The sequence below is a fragment of the Streptococcus oralis genome (assembly GCF_004127215.1).
In the GTDB taxonomy this organism is placed as follows: Bacteria; Bacillota; Bacilli; order Lactobacillales; family Streptococcaceae; genus Streptococcus; species Streptococcus oralis_BD.
Genome location: NZ_QEWJ01000003.1, coordinates 88,336 through 105,126, shown reverse-complemented (window position 1 = coordinate 105,126; position 16,791 = coordinate 88,336). Strand labels below are relative to the sequence as shown.

Sequence of the window (16,791 nt, the reverse complement as noted above, 5' to 3'; positions counted from 1 at the left end):
CCCTTACCTTTGAGGAGAAAGGTAACTAAGATGACTTTTGATAACCTAGTACATCGGATTAATGAGCTTGCTGAAACGCAACGTGATAGAGGAACATACTTTGAGTATTTAGCACGTGCCTATTTTCAAAATGAACCAACATACCAGAATGAGTTTAAGAATGTATGGATGCTAGCAGATGTTCCAGAGGAATTTGGAGTACCTAAAGTTGATCTTGGAGTAGATTTAGTTGCTGAAAAATTTACTGGTGAATTAGTAGCGATTCAGGCAAAATTCTATAAACATACTATCCAAAAATCTAATATTGATTCTTTTTTAGGGGAGCTTGGAAAAGACTATTACGAATCAGGTATTATCGTTGCTTCTACTGATAGATGGGGCAAAAATGCTGAGAAAGCTCTGGCAGACCGAAGTGATGTTATTCGTATTGGGCTTTCGGATCTTAGAAATTCTCAAATTGATTGGTCAAAATTCTCTTTTGAATCACCAGAAGTAGTCACTGTTAAAGCTAAAAAGAAACTAAGATATTATCAAGAAAGTGCGATCCAGTCTGCATTGAATCATTTTAAGGAAAATGATCGTGGGCAACTTATAATGGCTCCAGGAACAGGTAAGACTTTTACAAGTTTAAAGATTGCTGAAGCGATGGCGAAGGAAGCGAAAAAAGAACAGTATACTATTCTTTATTTAGTACCAAGTATTCAACTTCTCACTCAAACATTGAGAGGGTGGAATAATGATACAGAGATGACTATGTCTTCAATGGCAGTTACTAGTGATAGAAATGCTAGTCGTGGAAGTGTCAAGCAGGATGAATCAAATATAACAATTAAAGCTAGTGATATCGGTTATCCGGCTACAACTTCATCAAAAAAAGTTGTTGAAAATTATTTAGAATTAATGGATAGACCTAAAAAAGAGCTGTTAGTTGTATTCGGAACATATCAGTCAATTGATGTTCTTGGAAAGGCTCAAAAGGAAGGATTCCCAGAATTTGATTTAATTATCGCTGATGAAGCTCACCGTACTACAGGTGCAAAAGCTCTTGGCGATGAAGCATCAGCGTTTACAAAAGTACATAGTGATCTAAATGTAAAGGGGACAAAACGCCTTTACCAAACAGCAACACCGAAATTATATGGTACTGATGCTAAGAAAAAAGCAGAAGAAAATTCAATCATTATTTCTAGTATGGATGATGAAAGCCTATATGGTAGTGTGTTCTATCGTTTAGGTTTTGGAGATGCTATTAGTCATGACATTCTTACTGATTATAAACTGATGGTTTTAGCAGTTGATGAAACAGTTGTTCAGAAAGATATGCAGAAGTCCCTGTCGGATTCTGAAAATGGGTTAAACATTGATGATGTCGGACGTATTATTGGCGTTTGGAATGGGATGATTAAGCGTGAGAGTTTTGCGGATAAGGTTTCTGGTGAACCGATGAAACGGGCAATTGCCTTTTCACGTACTATCAAAGATAGTCAACGCCTGTCAGCGCAATTTGAAAACGTAGTTAATGATTACCTCAATAGCGAAGATGGTTATTATGTTAATGTTCGTCATGTTGATGGTAGCATGAATGCCCTTGAGAAGAATGAGGCTTTAGATTGGTTAGCAAGTGATGATATACCTGAAGATTCAGCACGAATTTTATCAAATGTTCGCTTCCTAACTGAAGGAATCGATGTTCCTAATCTAGATGCAATTATATTCCTTTCACCTCGCAAATCACAGGTAGATATTGTTCAAACTGTAGGACGAATCATCCGTAAATTTGAGGGTAAAGAATATGGGTACATAATTCTACCAATTGTAGTTCCTGCTGGTGAAACACCTGAAACAATTCTGGACAATAATAAAACATACGATGTTATCTGGCAGGTGTTAAACGCCTTGCGTTCAGTAGATGAACGCTTTGAAGCAACTATTAATAAACTGGAATTAAACAGACAGAAGCCTAAAAATATCCAAGTTATTGGAGTGGGTGCGGCACCAGACGACCCTAATTTTAATGATGGTTATGTGAAAGAGCCGACAGTGGCTTATCAGACAGAATTAGAACTAGACTGGGAAGCTGTCGAAGGGGCAATCTATGGTAAAATTGTCCAAAAGGTCGGTGATAGACGTTATCTAGAGGATTGGTCTAAAGATGTAGCTGATATTGCGAGACGTCACATTCAAGGAATTGAGTTCACCTTAGAACAAAATCCTGATAGTAAATATGCTTTTGAAAAATTTCTTCAAAGCCTTCAACACAATATCAATGAATCAATTGACCAAAGACAAGCGATTGAGATGTTAGCGCAACACTTAATCACTTTACCAATTTTTGATGCACTCTTTGGAGAATACAGTTTTGTTAAGAACAATCCAGTAAGTTCTGCGATGGAACAAATTGTAGAAGAATTATCACAATTTGGTTTTGAAAAAGAGCAGAAAGAGTTGCAACCATTTTATGATTCAGTTCGTTTACGTGCAGAGGGGATTGATAACGCCCAAGCTAAGCAAAAAATTATTATTACTCTATATGATAAATTCTTTTCTACAGGATTCAAATCAACCACAGAAAGATTAGGTATCGTCTTCACTCCTGTAGAAGTTGTAGATTTTATTGTCAAATCAGTCGATGTAGTCTTGAGAAAGCACTTTAGTAAGACTTTAGCGAGTGAAAATGTTCATATTTTGGATCCATTTACTGGAACTGGAACATTTATCACTAGAACATTGCATTACTTGAAATCACTGATGGATAGTGGTGAAATCACCTTTGATGACATTCTAAGAAAATATACACAAGAATTACATGCTAATGAAATTGTTCTTCTAAGTTATTACATTGCTGCCATTAATATTGAAGCTGTATTTGATGAAATTAATGGTGATGAACCATATACACCATTTGAAGGTATTGTTTTAACGGATACTTTTGAATCAACAGAAACAGAAGATACGCTTGATGACTCCTTCTTTGGTACAAATGACAAACGCTTAAAACGCCAACAAGAAAAACCAATTACTGCTATCATTGGTAACCCACCATATTCTATCGGTCAGACAAATGCAAACGATAATAACAAAAATATTTCATATCCAAAATTAGAAAAAAGATTAGAAGAAACATACGTTGTTAAATCTAGTACAACTCTAACAAAAGGTCTATATGATTCTTATGTAAAAGCCTTCCGTTGGGCATCAGATCGCCTTAAAAATCAAGGGGTGATTGGGTTTGTGACAAATGGTAATTATCTTAATACCAATTCAGCAGATGGCTTGCGTGCAGGGCTTTATGAAGAATTTAATCATCTTTATATCTTTAATCTTCGTGGTGACCAGAGAACACTAGGAGAACAATCCCGAAGAGAAGGCGGGAAAATCTTTGGTTCAGGTAGTCGTACTCCTGTTGCAATTTCAATTTTAGTAAAAGATGGCTCAGATTGTCATGAACTTCACTATCATGATATTGGTGATTACTTATCGCAAAAGGAAAAACTAGCAATTATTTCTGGATTTGGCGATGTTTCGCAACTAGATTGGCAAGAGATCATTCCCGATGAAAACGATGATTGGCTCAATCAAAGGGATCCAAATTATCAGAAATACTCTGATTTATCACAAGAAGTTTTCTTAAGTAGTGCAATTGGCATCGCAACAAATAGGGATATTTGGGTTTCAGGATTCTCTAAAAATAGAGTCTGTAAAAATTCAGAGAGATTAATTAGGAATTATAATAATGAAAGATTAGCCTATAGGAATAGCTCTGCTGATGAATTAAAATCGTTATTAAATCGTCAAGATAATTATATTAAATGGACTAGGAAATTAGAACAGCTAGTAGCTCGTAATCAAGAAATTACATTTAATTCCAATAATATAAAACTTAGTTTGTACCGTCCGTTTATAAAAAAATGGCTTTATTATCAAAATGAAGTAATTGAAAGTCCAGGTCAATGGCAAAAAAATTTGGGCAAGAGAATATTGTGATTGTAACAACTGGTCGTGGAACCTCACGTGACTTTTCTGTTATTGTAACTAATTTACTGCCTGATATCCAGTTACAAATGAATGGTCAAGGATTTATGCGTTTTGACAACGAAGTTGATGAAACGTCATTGTTCCAAAACAATGATAATATGAATCAAGCGTTTGCTGATAAGCTGGGATTGAATTTGGATGACACCTTTGCTTATGTCTATGGGTTACTTAACTCTAAAGAATATCAAGAAAAGTATGCTAACGATTTGAAGAAAGACCTCGCAAGAATTCCTATTGTAAAAAATAAGGAGAGGTATGTTGAAGTTGGTCAGAAATTGATGGACTTACATCTTAACTATGAAGAAGTTCCTGTATATGATGGAGTTGGAATTACGACAGCAGAGAATCCAAGTTACAAAGTAACCAAGATGAGATTCGCTAAAAAGCGTGATGAAAAAGGAAAATCTGTAAATGATCTATCTACAATCATATTTAACAGCGACATCACCATTAGTAATATCCCTGAAAAAGCGTATGAATATGTTGTAAATGGACGCTCTGCTATTGAATGGATTATAGATCAGTATCAAGTTAAAACTGATAAAAAATCTGGAATTACAGATGATCCAAACGACTATAGTGAGGATGAAAAATATATCTTCAATTTGCTATTAAGAATCATCAATGTATCTGTCCAAACAGTTGATTTAGTCAATAGTTTGCCTAAGTTTGAAGTGGAGGAGTAAAATGATACAGGATATTTTTGTTAATCTGATTGTTGCATTTATTACTTTTCTTGCCTCAACTATTTTTCATAATAGATTAAGATTAAAAATATACTATCAATCACTTATTCGATGGAATAAAAATATAAGATTGAGCTGTGCTTATCTTTTTCGAATAAGATATAATAACAAATACCTGTTAATAAGGGGAAATCGAATAGACCAATATCAGCCAATTGGAGGTGTTTATAAATACTACGATTCATTTAATGGACTGAAGGAAAATCTAGAATTAAAAGATGAATCTGAAAGTCATTTTTATGAAAATGGTGATTTAAGACTAGTAACAACAGGCAAACATCTTGTAAAATTTCTTGACTGGTTTGATACGAAAAAGAATAGAGAAATCACGGTCATTAGGGAACTTATTGAAGAATTGGAACCATCAGGTATATCTATTGAAAATCTGATAAAACAATCACAGATTGAATATCTAAAGACTGTTAAAGAACCTATCACGTTCTCAACTCACTTTCAAATAGACGAACTAAAAATCTTTGAAATTTTTGAAGTGAAAATACCAAAGGAAATACTGGATGATGTGTTAAAAAGTGAACATTATCTCCCTGTTAAAGCTGAATATATAGAGAAGTTTTGCTTTACTAAAGATGGACTTTCTAAAAAAATTTCTGCCACTGCTAGGTATATAGTTTAGGAGGAATGTAATTTGGTAGATATTGTTATCCCAAAAGAGATAAAAAGCCTCATTGAGGAGTTAGATGTTTCAGATTCCAAATATGAAAAAGCTACTCAGAGATATAATTCAATCGCCGACTATATCAAAAATTCAGAACTTAGTTCTTATAGACCTGATATATATTTACAGGGTTCATTTAAATTGGGGACGGCAATCAAACCTCTAACAGAAGATGGAGTTTACGATATAGATATAGTTTGTAACTTTACAGGTTTGAGAAGAGAAGGACAGTCTCAATTTTCTTTAAAATATGACTTAGGAAAAATTGTAAAAAGCTATGCTAAATCACAATCGATGTCTAACGACCCAGAGGAAAGTAAGCGATGTTGGACATTAAAATATGTTGATGAGAACAATTTTCATATAGATATTTTACCGTCAGTACCCTTAAATGAAAAGGATGATGGGTATATAGCTATCACAGATAAAAGTAATAATAACTATTATGAAGTATCTACTGATTGGGAAACAAGTAATCCTAAAGGATATGCTAAGTGGTTTAGAGATGTCTCAAAATTTTCTATATATCAAGAAGAAGTTGCTAAGAGATTTTATGCTTCCATTGAAAAAATTCCCGAATATAAGGTTAAAACACCATTGCAAAGGATTGTACAGATTCTGAAAAGACACGCTGAGGTTTGTTTTGCAGATGATATTGAGCATAAGCCAAGCTCTATCATCATTACTACTTTAGCAGCAAAACAGTACCAGTCAGCGAGTTCGTATAACAGTGACTTTTTGGATATTATGAACTATGTTATAGAACATTTGAAAGATGGAATAGAAATAAGAAATGGAAAGCCTTGTGTTCATAATCCTGTAAATGAGGAAGAAGTTCTTTCAAGCAAGTGGGATAAAGATAGCAGTTATTTTGAATTCTTTAAAATTTGGTTACAACAATTAGAATCAGATTTTAATGTCAGAAATCATAATTTATCTTATTTTGATAAAATTCAATATCTCAGGAGAAGTTTATTTAGAGATTGTGAAAATCAACTACCAATCACCAGTGTAAGTTTAATACCACACCACCAGAAGTCAAAATGGCTAAATCTTTCAAAAGAAGAAGTCTCAATTAAGGCAAAGTATTTGCATTCTGGATTTAGGTGGAAGGAAATTAAAAGCGGTACGATATTAAATAAACGTGGAGATTTGAGATTTGAAGTACAAGCTAAAAGATTAAAAGATTACGAAATATGGTGGCAAGTTACTAACACAGGTAAAGAAGCTGAAAATGCGAATTGTTTAAGAGGTGATTTTTATAGTTCAGAATTAATTGAGGGGAAGAAAGTTAGAAAAGAGAGTACTCGTTATGCAGGATGTCATTATGTTGAAGCATATCTAGTAAAAAATGGCATATGTTATGGGAAAAGCTCACCGTTTGAGGTTAATATCGCTGATGATTTTTCACTTGATTTTCTAAGATAGAGGAGGATTTTCGAATGATGATTTATTTTTATATTGTCCTTATTTTACAGGGTTCACCTTCTAATTTCTCTATATTTTAATTAACTAGTCTAGAAAAATACTCTATTCAATCAATAATAAATTGTTACATCTTGATAGTGATAACTTGGTTATGGAGTTGTTTGGCCTGACTGAGGCAGAAAACTAAGGTATAAGAGGGAGGTAATAGTGTTTAATTTTGAGACTGAGTTAGTTGAGTCTATTTCTAAGCGTTGTACGGATTTAAGAAGTAATAGTAGCTTTAGGTAAGACGATATTGCAGATAAATCAGCAATCAGCAAAATTGAAAATATGAAATATAATGAGGGAGATAATTTCATAACTCATACAATTCTAGAGGCTTACGAAATAACTTTTAATATAAGTAAGGAGGAGATTATTTTCGGGTCAGAATCAGAGTTTGAGGAATTGTTACTAGGGTTCTTTAGTAACATGTTTAGGCTTGTATCTAGAAGAAATTTAGATGTTGACATGCACAGATATAAAAATGTACTGCTCCCAAAAAGTTAGGCACATCATTTAAGTAAAGGATTTAGTTCTGTATTTCATAGGGCTAAGTCCTTTTACATTGATCTCAATTTGCATATTTGAATTTATCTATAAAGGAGTAATAGATTTTTAGTGCATATCCTTTTATAAATTTTCGTTGATTTAGTTGATATTATTCATCGATAAAGAAGCGATTATGGAGTATCAAATTTTGTAATGTTATTTAGCGTCGGAGAGTTAGAAAATAATGGTAATACGTGCTATTTTATGCTACAATGGGTATCGTGGTATATATTAGATAAATAAGGAATAGAGGGAGCAAAATGAGACTTAGAAAAACATTGTTCGGTCGTTATCGTGCAAAGGAAGTCGACGATTGTATCGAATCCTTGGAAGAGGGATTTTATAGTGAAATTCAGAAAAAAAATGAAAAGATCGAATCTTTGCGTAAAAAAATTGACTCCATGAGGGAAAAGGAAAAAGAGATAGGTGAAGCTGTTGTTTATGCAAAATCACTTGTCATTTCAGCTCATAAAAGTGCGGAGCAAGAAGCCAAGGAAGTTTTAGAAAAAGCACAAAAGGATTATCTGGACATACGCGAATCTATTCTGGAAGAGATTGATATCTTGACAAAAAAACGTCTAGAGGCTGAAAGACTCTATCATTTACAAAAGGAAAAGATAAAGGAACTTCTAAATCAGGTTGATGACTTTTTAGAAGACGAAAATCTAGATAAAGAAATCGATGCTACAACTCTGTTTGAAGCTCCTTTGGATGACGAAGAGCAAAAAGAAGAGCAGGAAGAATTAGACTTGTTTGCGGGTGAGGAAGAGAAGGTAAAGGATTCCCTACCTCAAATAGAAGTTGTAAAGATTGAAAACATTGTTGCAAAGACTGGTTCAGAAAGTCCAGTCCCTGTTAATTACTTTATTTCTTCTGAGAAGGAACTAACTAGAGAAGAGAACAACAAAGAAGAGCAACAAGAGGAAAATACTAAGCATCTTTCAAGAGTCGAAGACGATATCTTTTTGTAAGAGGAATATGATTTATGACAATTTATAACATCAATCTGGGAATTGGCTGGGCGAGCAGTGGAGTGGAGTATGCGCAAATCTATCGAGCAAAATTATTCCGCAGTGTGGGCTTAGATGCAAAATTCATCTTTATGGATTTTATTTCAGCTGATAATATTGAGCATCTGACTAAAAATATCGGATTTAAAGATTCTGAAGTCATCTGGCTTTATCAGTATTTCACTGATGTTGAAATTGCTCCTACGACCTACACTCTAGCTCATGTTTTAGCTGGTTTTGATAGAGAGCCACTAGAGATTATCCGTAACCCTGAAAATAAAACTTTCCGAGTTATGTTTGGAGACAATGATTTTGTGACTTGTTATGCTAGCGATATGGATAATGAGCTAATTGAGCGAGCAGAAATTGTTTCACGAGGTTGTCTAATTCAAAAGGAATATTATACTTACGTCAAGAACTTTGTTGAGTATTATAGTCCTGTAGATGGTCGTGCTCGACTTTACCAACGAACCTGGCTTAATGAAGACGGTAGTGTAGCTTATGAAGAGATTATCGATGAGGTGAACGGCAAGCAGGAGACGCAAATCTATCGTTTTCCAAATCATGTTTTCTACTCCAAGCAGGAATTTGTTGCCCATTTCATGAGAAGTTTAGAGCTAACTGACAAAGACTTATTGATTTTGGATAGGGAGACAGATATTGGGCAGCCAATTTTTGCTAATAAAGGGAAGGCTAAATTAGCTGTTATCGTTCATGCTGACCACTTCAGTGAAAATCCTGCAGAAAAAGACTATATCTTGTGGAATAACTATTACGAGTATCAGTTTGAACATGCTGACGAGGTAGATTATATTATCAATTCGACGGATGCTCAGACAAGACTTCTCACAGAGCAGTTTGCACAGTATACAAATATTAAACCAAGGGAAATATGGACTATTCCTGTGGGGAGTTTGGATAAGCTACGTCGACCAGAGGGGGAGCGGAAACCTTTTGGTTTGATAACAGCTTCTCGATTAGCAAGTGAAAAACACATTGATTGGCTGATTCGCTCTGTGGTGAAGGCGCATGAACATTTGTCAGAGCTCACTTTTGACATCTATGGTACTGGCGGTGAGGAGGCTATGCTTCGGGATTTGATTGAAGAATTGGAGGCAGGAGATTATATCCGTCTGATGGGCCATCATCATCTAACAGATGTTTATAAGAACTATTCAGCTTATTTGACTGCATCCACGAGTGAAGGATTTGGCCTGACCTTGCTAGAAGCAGTAGGGTCTGGTCTGCCTATTATTGGATTTGATGTACGTTATGGCAATCCAACATTTATCCGTGATGGTGAAAATGGTTATCTAATTCCTGAGGCTCGTCCAGATGACTTGGAGGCTATGACGACAGAGTATGCAGAGAAGATTATTCAGCTATTTATTCAGCACTCTCAAGAAGATTTGTCTCGAGTATCTTATGAGGTAGCTAAACCTTATCTTGATGAGCATATCGCTCAGCGTTGGTCTGATCTTGTCCAATCTGCTCAGACAAACTAAGTAGGGTTCAGAAAGAAAGGTATAAAAACTATGATTTGTTTGTTTGAACGCTATGATCAGGCAAGTTTTGATTTGTTACGTTCACTAAAAACAGCAGGGCTAGATTGTCCCGTTGTTGTTGTCCAAGACGATGGTTATCTTGCTCCAGATGTTGAGTCTCCTTATAGTTATTTCACAGGAGATTTAGAGACACCAGAAAGTCGACCTCTTTATTTTAATCTAGTTCCAAAACCTCACTTATGGGAAATTCGATCTAGTAATGTGAATGGTGAAATTCTAGACATGGGTAAGAAACGTGCTAATATTTTTTATCGTCAACCAACTCACGAAAGACGCGTTCGGGCTGTCGAATGGTTGGATTCAGAGGGGCAAGTTCGAGTAGCAGATATTTACAATCGTAAAGGACGACTTTTTGCGCAGATAACTTATGATAAGACACAACGTCCGACCCATACTCGCTATTTTGACCAAAGCAATATCGTTGTGATTATGGAAAATCATTTGACGGGAGATATCATCCTTACATGGGAAGGAAAACGGCATATTTTTAAATCCAAACAAGAATTTATTATCTTTTACCTCCAATACCGTGGGTACGATACAGATCGAATTATTTATAATTCGCTATCGACTCCTTTCTTGGTGGCCTATTCGCTTCCTCCTAAAAATGGTCGTGCAGAAGATGTTCTTTTCTGGCAAGAGCCTATTGGAGAAGAGTTACCAGGTAATATGGTAGCGGCTATGAAGCTAACGAATCGAAACGTTCGTATTGCTGTTCAAGATAAGCAGGCTTATGAGAAAATTCAAAACTTGGTGGCTCCTGAAGAAAAAAACTATTTCCACAATCTTGGATATATCTATGCTTATCAACGCCTTAATAACATGAATCCGGAAGCCTTGATTTTGACTAATAGTGATCAGCTTGAGCAGATTGAAGAACTTGTGACTAAGCTACCAAATGTTCATTTTCATATTGGAGCGATTACAGAAATGTCCAGTCATTTAATGGGACTAAATCGTTTTGCAAATGTTTCGCTTTATCCAAATATCCGCCCAGCTAGAGTTGCTGAGCTTTTTGAGAAATGTGATTTGTATTTAGATATCAATATCAGCGATGAAATCCTTAATGCTTGTCGCACAGCCTTTGAGAACAATATGTTGATTCTCAGCTTCACAAACACTTGTCATAGCCATCGATTTATTGCAGATAGTCACATTTATTCGCCAGAAAATGTTTCAGGCATGGTGGATAAGATTCAAAGTGTCCTTGCCCACTCATCAGAGATGGAAGCAGCACTTGCTAGACAGAAACAGGCTGCTAATCAGGCTAGTTTGGAGCAATATAGAGCTATCTTTTAATTGTAAGATACCTTATATTGGCTGAAAAATGGATTTTAGAGAGGATGATGGTCCTCTCTTTTTTGTTCGAAGAAACGGGAAGGGTTTTTAGGATTATTTTATTTGAAAGGCTTCATAAATGGATGAGAAAGCAGGTACTATTGTTTTGGGACATACGAAAATTCCTCGCATAACTACTAGGGAAATGATTTTCTAGTAGCTATACGAGGAGTAGGATGATGAGATTTGAGGATTATGTCAGCAAGATTAACTCTACAATCATAGCGATATAGAGGACTAAGGTTAGGAGAAAACCTGCTCTCCAGAAGAATTTGATAAATCTAGGGTAGTAAAAACTTCTTTTTTTGAGGAGGAAAAAGAGAACTAGGAGGATTGCTAGGAGAGAAAGTGCGACACCAAGTCGCGGTAGAAAGTTGTGGGTAAAGGCTTTAGCAGTGATAAGGTAGTACTCGAATACTAAAAGTGGAAAAGCTAAATCCGCGAAATTAAATCCTAATTTCCTAAGTCCGAAAAGCTTGGTGACAATAAAGCAAACCACCAAGGTTAATATCAATAATAAAATAGCTGCTATTTTCATTAAAATCATACCCATATTGTATCATAAAACGACGCTAAAGGAAATGAGAAACAAGGGAATTTGTAGGAAAGTCAGGCTTTTGAGATTGTAGGTGTTTTTTGTTATAATGAAAGTTATGAAATCTTATAATACCTTGAATGATTATTATCGAAAACTTTTTGGAGAAAAGACTTTCAAAGTTCCTATTGATGCGGGATTTGACTGTCCCAATCGGGATGGAACTGTAGCTCATGGTGGTTGTACTTTTTGTACGGTTTCAGGCTCTGGAGATGCCATCGTGGCACCGGATGCCCCTATCCGTGAGCAATTTTATAAGGAAATTGACTTTATGCACCGCAAGTGGCCAGAAGTTAAAAAGTATCTGGTTTATTTTCAAAACTTTACCAACACCCATGAAAAGGTGGAAGTGATTCGGGAGCGATATGAGCAGGCTATCAATGAGTCAGGTGTAGTAGGGATTAATATTGGAACACGGCCAGACTGTTTACCCGATGAAACCATCGAATATTTGGCTGAGTTATCGGATCGCATGCATGTGACGGTAGAATTGGGCTTACAGACTACTTTTGAAGTAACATCTGACCTGATTAACCGTGCCCATTCCTACGAATTGTATGTAGAAACGGTCAAACGCTTGAGGAAATATCCCAAGATTGAGATTGTTTCCCATTTGATTAATGGTTTGCCCGGTGAGACTCATGAGATGATGATTGAAAATGTCCGTCGCTGTGTCATGGATAATGATATTCAAGGAATTAAACTGCACTTGCTTCACCTCATGACCAATACACGGATGCAGCGAGATTACCATGAGGGACGCTTGCAACTGATGAGTCAAGACGAATATGTCAAGGTCATTTGTGACCAATTGGAAATCATTCCCAAGCACATCGTCATCCATCGAATCACAGGAGATGCGCCTAGAGATATGTTGATTGGTCCCATGTGGAGCCTCAATAAATGGGAAGTGCTAAATGCTATTGAAACTGAAATGAAACGCCGCGGCAGTGTTCAAGGATGCAAGGCTGTAAAACAGGAGTTTGAAAATGAAAAGACCACTTGAGATGGCACATGAATTTTTGGCTGAAGTCGTGACAAAAGAAGATATCGTTGTGGATGCGACCATGGGGAATGGACACGATACGCTTTTTTTAGCCAAGTTGGCCAAGCAAGTCTATGCCTTTGATATTCAGGAGCAGGCTTTGGAGAAGACGCAAGAGCGTTTGGATCAGGCTGGAATGACAAATGCCCAGTTAATCTGGCAAGGTCATGAGACACTAGACCAGTTTGTGACAGAAGCCAAGGCAGGGATTTTTAATCTGGGTTATTTACCTTCTGCTGACAAATCCGTTATCACCCAACCTCAGACTACCATTGAAGCCCTTGAAAAGCTTTGTCATTTGCTTGTAAAGGGTGGAAGGATTGCTATTATGATCTACTATGGTCATGAGGGAGGAGATATTGAGAGGGATGCTGTTTTGGACTTTGTTAGCCAGCTGAACCAACAAGAGTACACTGCTGCCATTTATCGGACCCTCAACCAAGTCAACAATCCCCCGTTTTTAGTTATGATTGAGAAATTAGAAAGATATAGACATGGATAAACAATACCTACGTGAGAAATTAGAGGCTATGCGCCAAAATTTTGTCGAGTCAACGCAGCATGAGCGAGCGGTTGGAGTACTTGACGAAGCACATATGAGCAAAAAGATGCTTAAAATCAAGAAAAAATTAGTGGTTCTTGAAATGGAACGGTGCCAGAAAAAAATTGAGCACAGAGACTGTTCCAAGATTGATCAGAAGATCCAAGAGCAAAAGGAGATTTTTGAATCTTGTTGTAAAAAAGATTAAGGAGGAATGGTGTGGAATTACTCATATACTTGATTCTATTTTTATTTGTCTTAATCATTTCAACCACGACCAATAAACTTCTACCTTTTTTGCCCCTTCCTCTTGTGCAAATCCTTTTGGGGATTGGGATTGGCTTATTTGTCCCCAATACGGACTTTCATCTCAATACAGAGCTGTTTCTGGCCATGGTTATTGGTCCCTTACTTTTTCGGGAGGCAGAAGAAGCGGACATTACATCCATTTTGAAGCACTGGCGGATTGTCGTCTTCCTGATTTTTCCTGTGATTTTTATCTCGACCTTAAGCTTAGGGGGCATGGCTCACTTCCTTTGGCTTACTCTTCCTTTGGCGGCCTGTTTAGCAGTTGGAGCGGCACTTGGACCGACGGATTTGGTAGCCTTTGCTTCTCTGTCTGAGCGTTTTAGCTTCCCAAAACGGGTATCCAATATCCTAAAAGGGGAAGGACTCTTAAATGACGCTTCTGGCCTGGTTGCCTTTCAGATGGCTCTTGCTGCTTGGACAACAGGAACTTTTTCTCTCAGCCAAGCAGGAACTTCCCTAGCAATTTCTATCCTTGGTGGTTTTGTAGTCGGTTTTGTGACAGCTATGGTCAATCGTTTCTTGCATACATTTTTACTGAGTGTGCGAGCGATAGATATAGCCAGTGAACTCTTGCTAGAGTTAAGTTTGCCTCTTATGACTTTCTTTATTGCCGAAGAAATCCATGTTTCAGGGATTATCGCAGTTGTAGTTGCAGGGATTTTGAAGGCTAGTCGTTTCAAAAAAATTACGCTTCTAGAGGCCCAGGTGGACACCGTGACAGAGACCGTCTGGCACACCGTGACCTTTATGCTAAACGGATCTGTCTTTGTTATCTTGGGAATGGAATTAGAGTTGATTGCGGAGCCGATTCTGTCTAATTCTCTCTACAATCCCTTTCTTTTACTGCTTTCAGTTGTGGTACTGACCTTCATGCTCTTTGCGATCCGCTTTGTCATGATTGCTGGTTTTTACTTTGTGAGAACACATCGACTCAAGAAAAAAATCCATAAGTACATGAAAGATATGCTTCTTTTGACCTTCTCTGGTGTCAAAGGGACAGTATCTATCGCGACGATTCTCCTCATACCAAGTCATTTGGAGCAGGAATATCCTCTGTTGCTCTTCCTAGTAGCAGGCGTTACACTATTGAGCTTTTTAACAGGTTTACTGGTTCTCCCCTACTTATCTGAGGAACAAGAGGAAAGTAAGGATCATTTGATGCATATAGCGATTTTGAATGATGTAGCGGCAGAATTAGAAAAAGAACTGGATCATCACAAGAACAAACTCCCTCTTTATGCAGCTATTGATAACTATCATGGTCGGATTGAAAACCTCATCCTTAGTCTGGAAAATAAGGGAGTCCAAGAGGACTGGGAGTCCCTCAAACTTCTTATCTTGAGCATTGAGAGTGATGGCTTGGAGCAAGCCTACGAGGAAAATAGAATCAGTGAGCGTGGCTATCGAGTTTACCAGCGTTATCTAAAAAATATGGAACAGAGTATCAATCGTAATTTCGCTTCTAGAGTTACGTATTACTTCTTAGTTTCTTTACGGATACTGCGCTTTCTACTCCATGAAATGTTTACATTTGGTAAGACTTTTCGTAGTTGGATGAATGAAGAATCTCGAAAACTGTTAGCAGTTGACTATGATCAGATTTCAGAGTTGTATTTGGAAAATACAGAGCTGATTATCGAGAGTTTGGAAAACCTCAAAGGGGTTTACAAGAGTTCTCTGATTAGCTTTATGCAAGAGTCTCGTCTACGCGAGACGGCCATTATCGGAAGTGGTGCTTTTGTTGAGCGGGTTATCAATCGCATCAAGCCAAACAATATTGATGAAATGCTACGAGGCTACTATCTCGAACGTAAGGCAATCTTTGAATACGAAGAAGCTAAACTGATAACAGCCAAGTATGCCAAAAAACTACGCCAAAATGTGAATAATTTAGAAAATTATTCTCTAAAAGAGGCCGCAAATACCTTGCCTTATGATATGCTAGATTTAATCAGAAGAACTTAAATGATGAAGAAAATGACGGAGGATGGAACATGAAAAAGTGGTGGAAAGAGCTGATGGACAGGCCCTTATTGAAAGCTTTTTTGCATTATTATCAAGCATCTGATAGCGAGTTGACCAGTGTTGCTGTTGCCTACTATTGGTTGATTTCAATCTTTCCTTTGCTAATGATAATGGTCAATATCTTGCCTTATTTTCAGATTCCGGTCTCAAATTTCTTACTCACGATTAAAGAATTTCTACCTGATACAGTGTATGATGTGGTCGCCAAGATTGTCCGAGAAGTTCTGACTCAACCCTCAACAGGCTTATTGAGCTTTGCAGTTTTGTCAGCTCTATGGACCTTCTCAAAATCAATGGATTTCCTCCAAAAGGCCTTTAACAAAGCCTATGGAGTGACCAAGAGTCGAGGAATTATCTCCCATCAGTTGATGAGTTTACTGGTTAGTTTCGGCCTGCAGATTCTTTTTGCCCTAGCCTTGTTTTTGAGTATGTTTGGTCGTATGTTGCTTAACCTTTTCAAAACTTACTGGCAATCAGATAGTCCGCTACTCTCCTACCTGCAAGATTTTACAGGCCCTCTGGTCTATGCCTTGATCTTTGCCATTCTAGTCATGATTTACTATTTTCTTCCCAAAGTAAAAGCACCACGAATCCGCTATGTTTTACCAGGAAGTGTCTTTGTCTTGCTAACTCTTATCTTTTTATTGAATATCTTTTCTGTTTATGTCAATAGTTATGTCAATCATCTAGTTGACGTCCGATTTTTCAGTTCCATTATCGTGGTAGTCATGATGTTCTGGTTTATTCTTATTGCTAAGATTTTGATTATCGGAGCGGTTATCAATGCCAGTGTTCAGAGCTTAAAAGATCCAACCTTTACAATAAATTAACTAATAAAGTTATCCATTACAAAACGCATAGAATCAAATCTGGTTCTATGCGTTTTT

The 16,791-nt window shown here is 36.8% G+C and carries 11 protein-coding genes and 1 pseudogene; 11 read left to right on the top strand and 1 reads right to left on the bottom strand.

From position 1 onward, the window contains the following. Window positions 1-30 precede the first annotated feature (30 nt). The 6 genes and pseudogenes from DF216_RS03910 (at window position 31) to gtfB (ending at window position 11,350) form a co-directional block, all read left to right on the top strand. Window positions 31-4,721, top strand: a pseudogene (locus DF216_RS03910) (DEAD/DEAH box helicase). Window position 4,722: 1 nt separating this feature from the next. Further along, entirely contained in the window at window positions 4,723-5,415 is a 693-nt protein-coding gene (locus DF216_RS03905; RefSeq protein ID WP_129326045.1) for a hypothetical protein, read from the top strand. A gap of 12 nt (window positions 5,416-5,427) precedes the next feature. After that, window positions 5,428-6,885: a nucleotidyltransferase gene (locus DF216_RS03900; protein WP_129326044.1), complete on the top strand. Its 1,458-nt coding sequence runs from the start codon at window positions 5,428-5,430 to the stop codon at window positions 6,883-6,885. Between the two features lie 851 nt (window positions 6,886-7,736). After that, on the top strand, window positions 7,737-8,447 hold the full coding sequence (locus tag DF216_RS03890; RefSeq protein WP_125827207.1) for a hypothetical protein: 711 nt from the start codon (window positions 7,737-7,739) through the stop codon (window positions 8,445-8,447). Window positions 8,448-8,461: 14 nt separating this feature from the next. Beyond that, entirely contained in the window at window positions 8,462-9,991 is a 1,530-nt protein-coding gene (gtfA, locus tag DF216_RS03885; protein ID WP_129326043.1) for an accessory Sec system glycosyltransferase GtfA, read from the top strand. A gap of 30 nt (window positions 9,992-10,021) precedes the next feature. Then, a complete protein-coding gene (gene gtfB, locus DF216_RS03880) occupies window positions 10,022-11,350 on the top strand; it encodes an accessory Sec system glycosylation chaperone GtfB (protein ID WP_084972539.1) in 1,329 nt (442 codons plus the stop codon). A 232-nt stretch (window positions 11,351-11,582) separates the two neighbouring features. Here gtfB and DF216_RS03875 read toward each other — a convergent pair whose 3' ends face one another. Beyond that, window positions 11,583-11,942 (bottom strand): DUF3397 family protein, encoded by a 360-nt coding sequence (locus tag DF216_RS03875; protein ID WP_129326042.1) that lies wholly within the window; start codon window positions 11,940-11,942, stop codon window positions 11,583-11,585. Window positions 11,943-12,033: 91 nt separating this feature from the next. Here DF216_RS03875 and DF216_RS03870 point away from each other — a divergent pair, with 91 nt between their 5' ends. From DF216_RS03870 to DF216_RS03850, 5 genes are read left to right on the top strand one after another with little or no spacing between them, the layout of a single operon-like run. Then, the gene (locus DF216_RS03870) at window positions 12,034-12,990 is read left to right on the top strand and encodes a TIGR01212 family radical SAM protein (protein WP_129326041.1); all 957 of its coding nucleotides are present in this window, start codon (window positions 12,034-12,036) and stop codon (window positions 12,988-12,990) included. Next, window positions 12,974-13,531 (top strand): tRNA (mnm(5)s(2)U34)-methyltransferase, encoded by a 558-nt coding sequence (locus tag DF216_RS03865; RefSeq protein ID WP_164978997.1) that lies wholly within the window; start codon window positions 12,974-12,976, stop codon window positions 13,529-13,531. The genes DF216_RS03870 and DF216_RS03865 overlap by 17 nt, the downstream gene beginning before the upstream one ends. Continuing rightward, the gene (locus DF216_RS03860) at window positions 13,524-13,778 is read left to right on the top strand and encodes a hypothetical protein (protein WP_129326039.1); all 255 of its coding nucleotides are present in this window, start codon (window positions 13,524-13,526) and stop codon (window positions 13,776-13,778) included. Before DF216_RS03865 ends, DF216_RS03860 begins: the two co-directional genes overlap by 8 nt. Before the next feature lie 11 nt (window positions 13,779-13,789). Further along, window positions 13,790-15,844 (top strand): cation:proton antiporter, encoded by a 2,055-nt coding sequence (locus DF216_RS03855; RefSeq protein WP_129326038.1) that lies wholly within the window; start codon window positions 13,790-13,792, stop codon window positions 15,842-15,844. 29 nt (window positions 15,845-15,873) lie between these two features. Continuing rightward, window positions 15,874-16,734, top strand: coding sequence for a YihY/virulence factor BrkB family protein (locus tag DF216_RS03850; RefSeq protein ID WP_129326037.1), 861 nt, complete (start codon window positions 15,874-15,876; stop codon window positions 16,732-16,734). The last annotated feature ends 57 nt before the right edge of the window (window positions 16,735-16,791 follow it).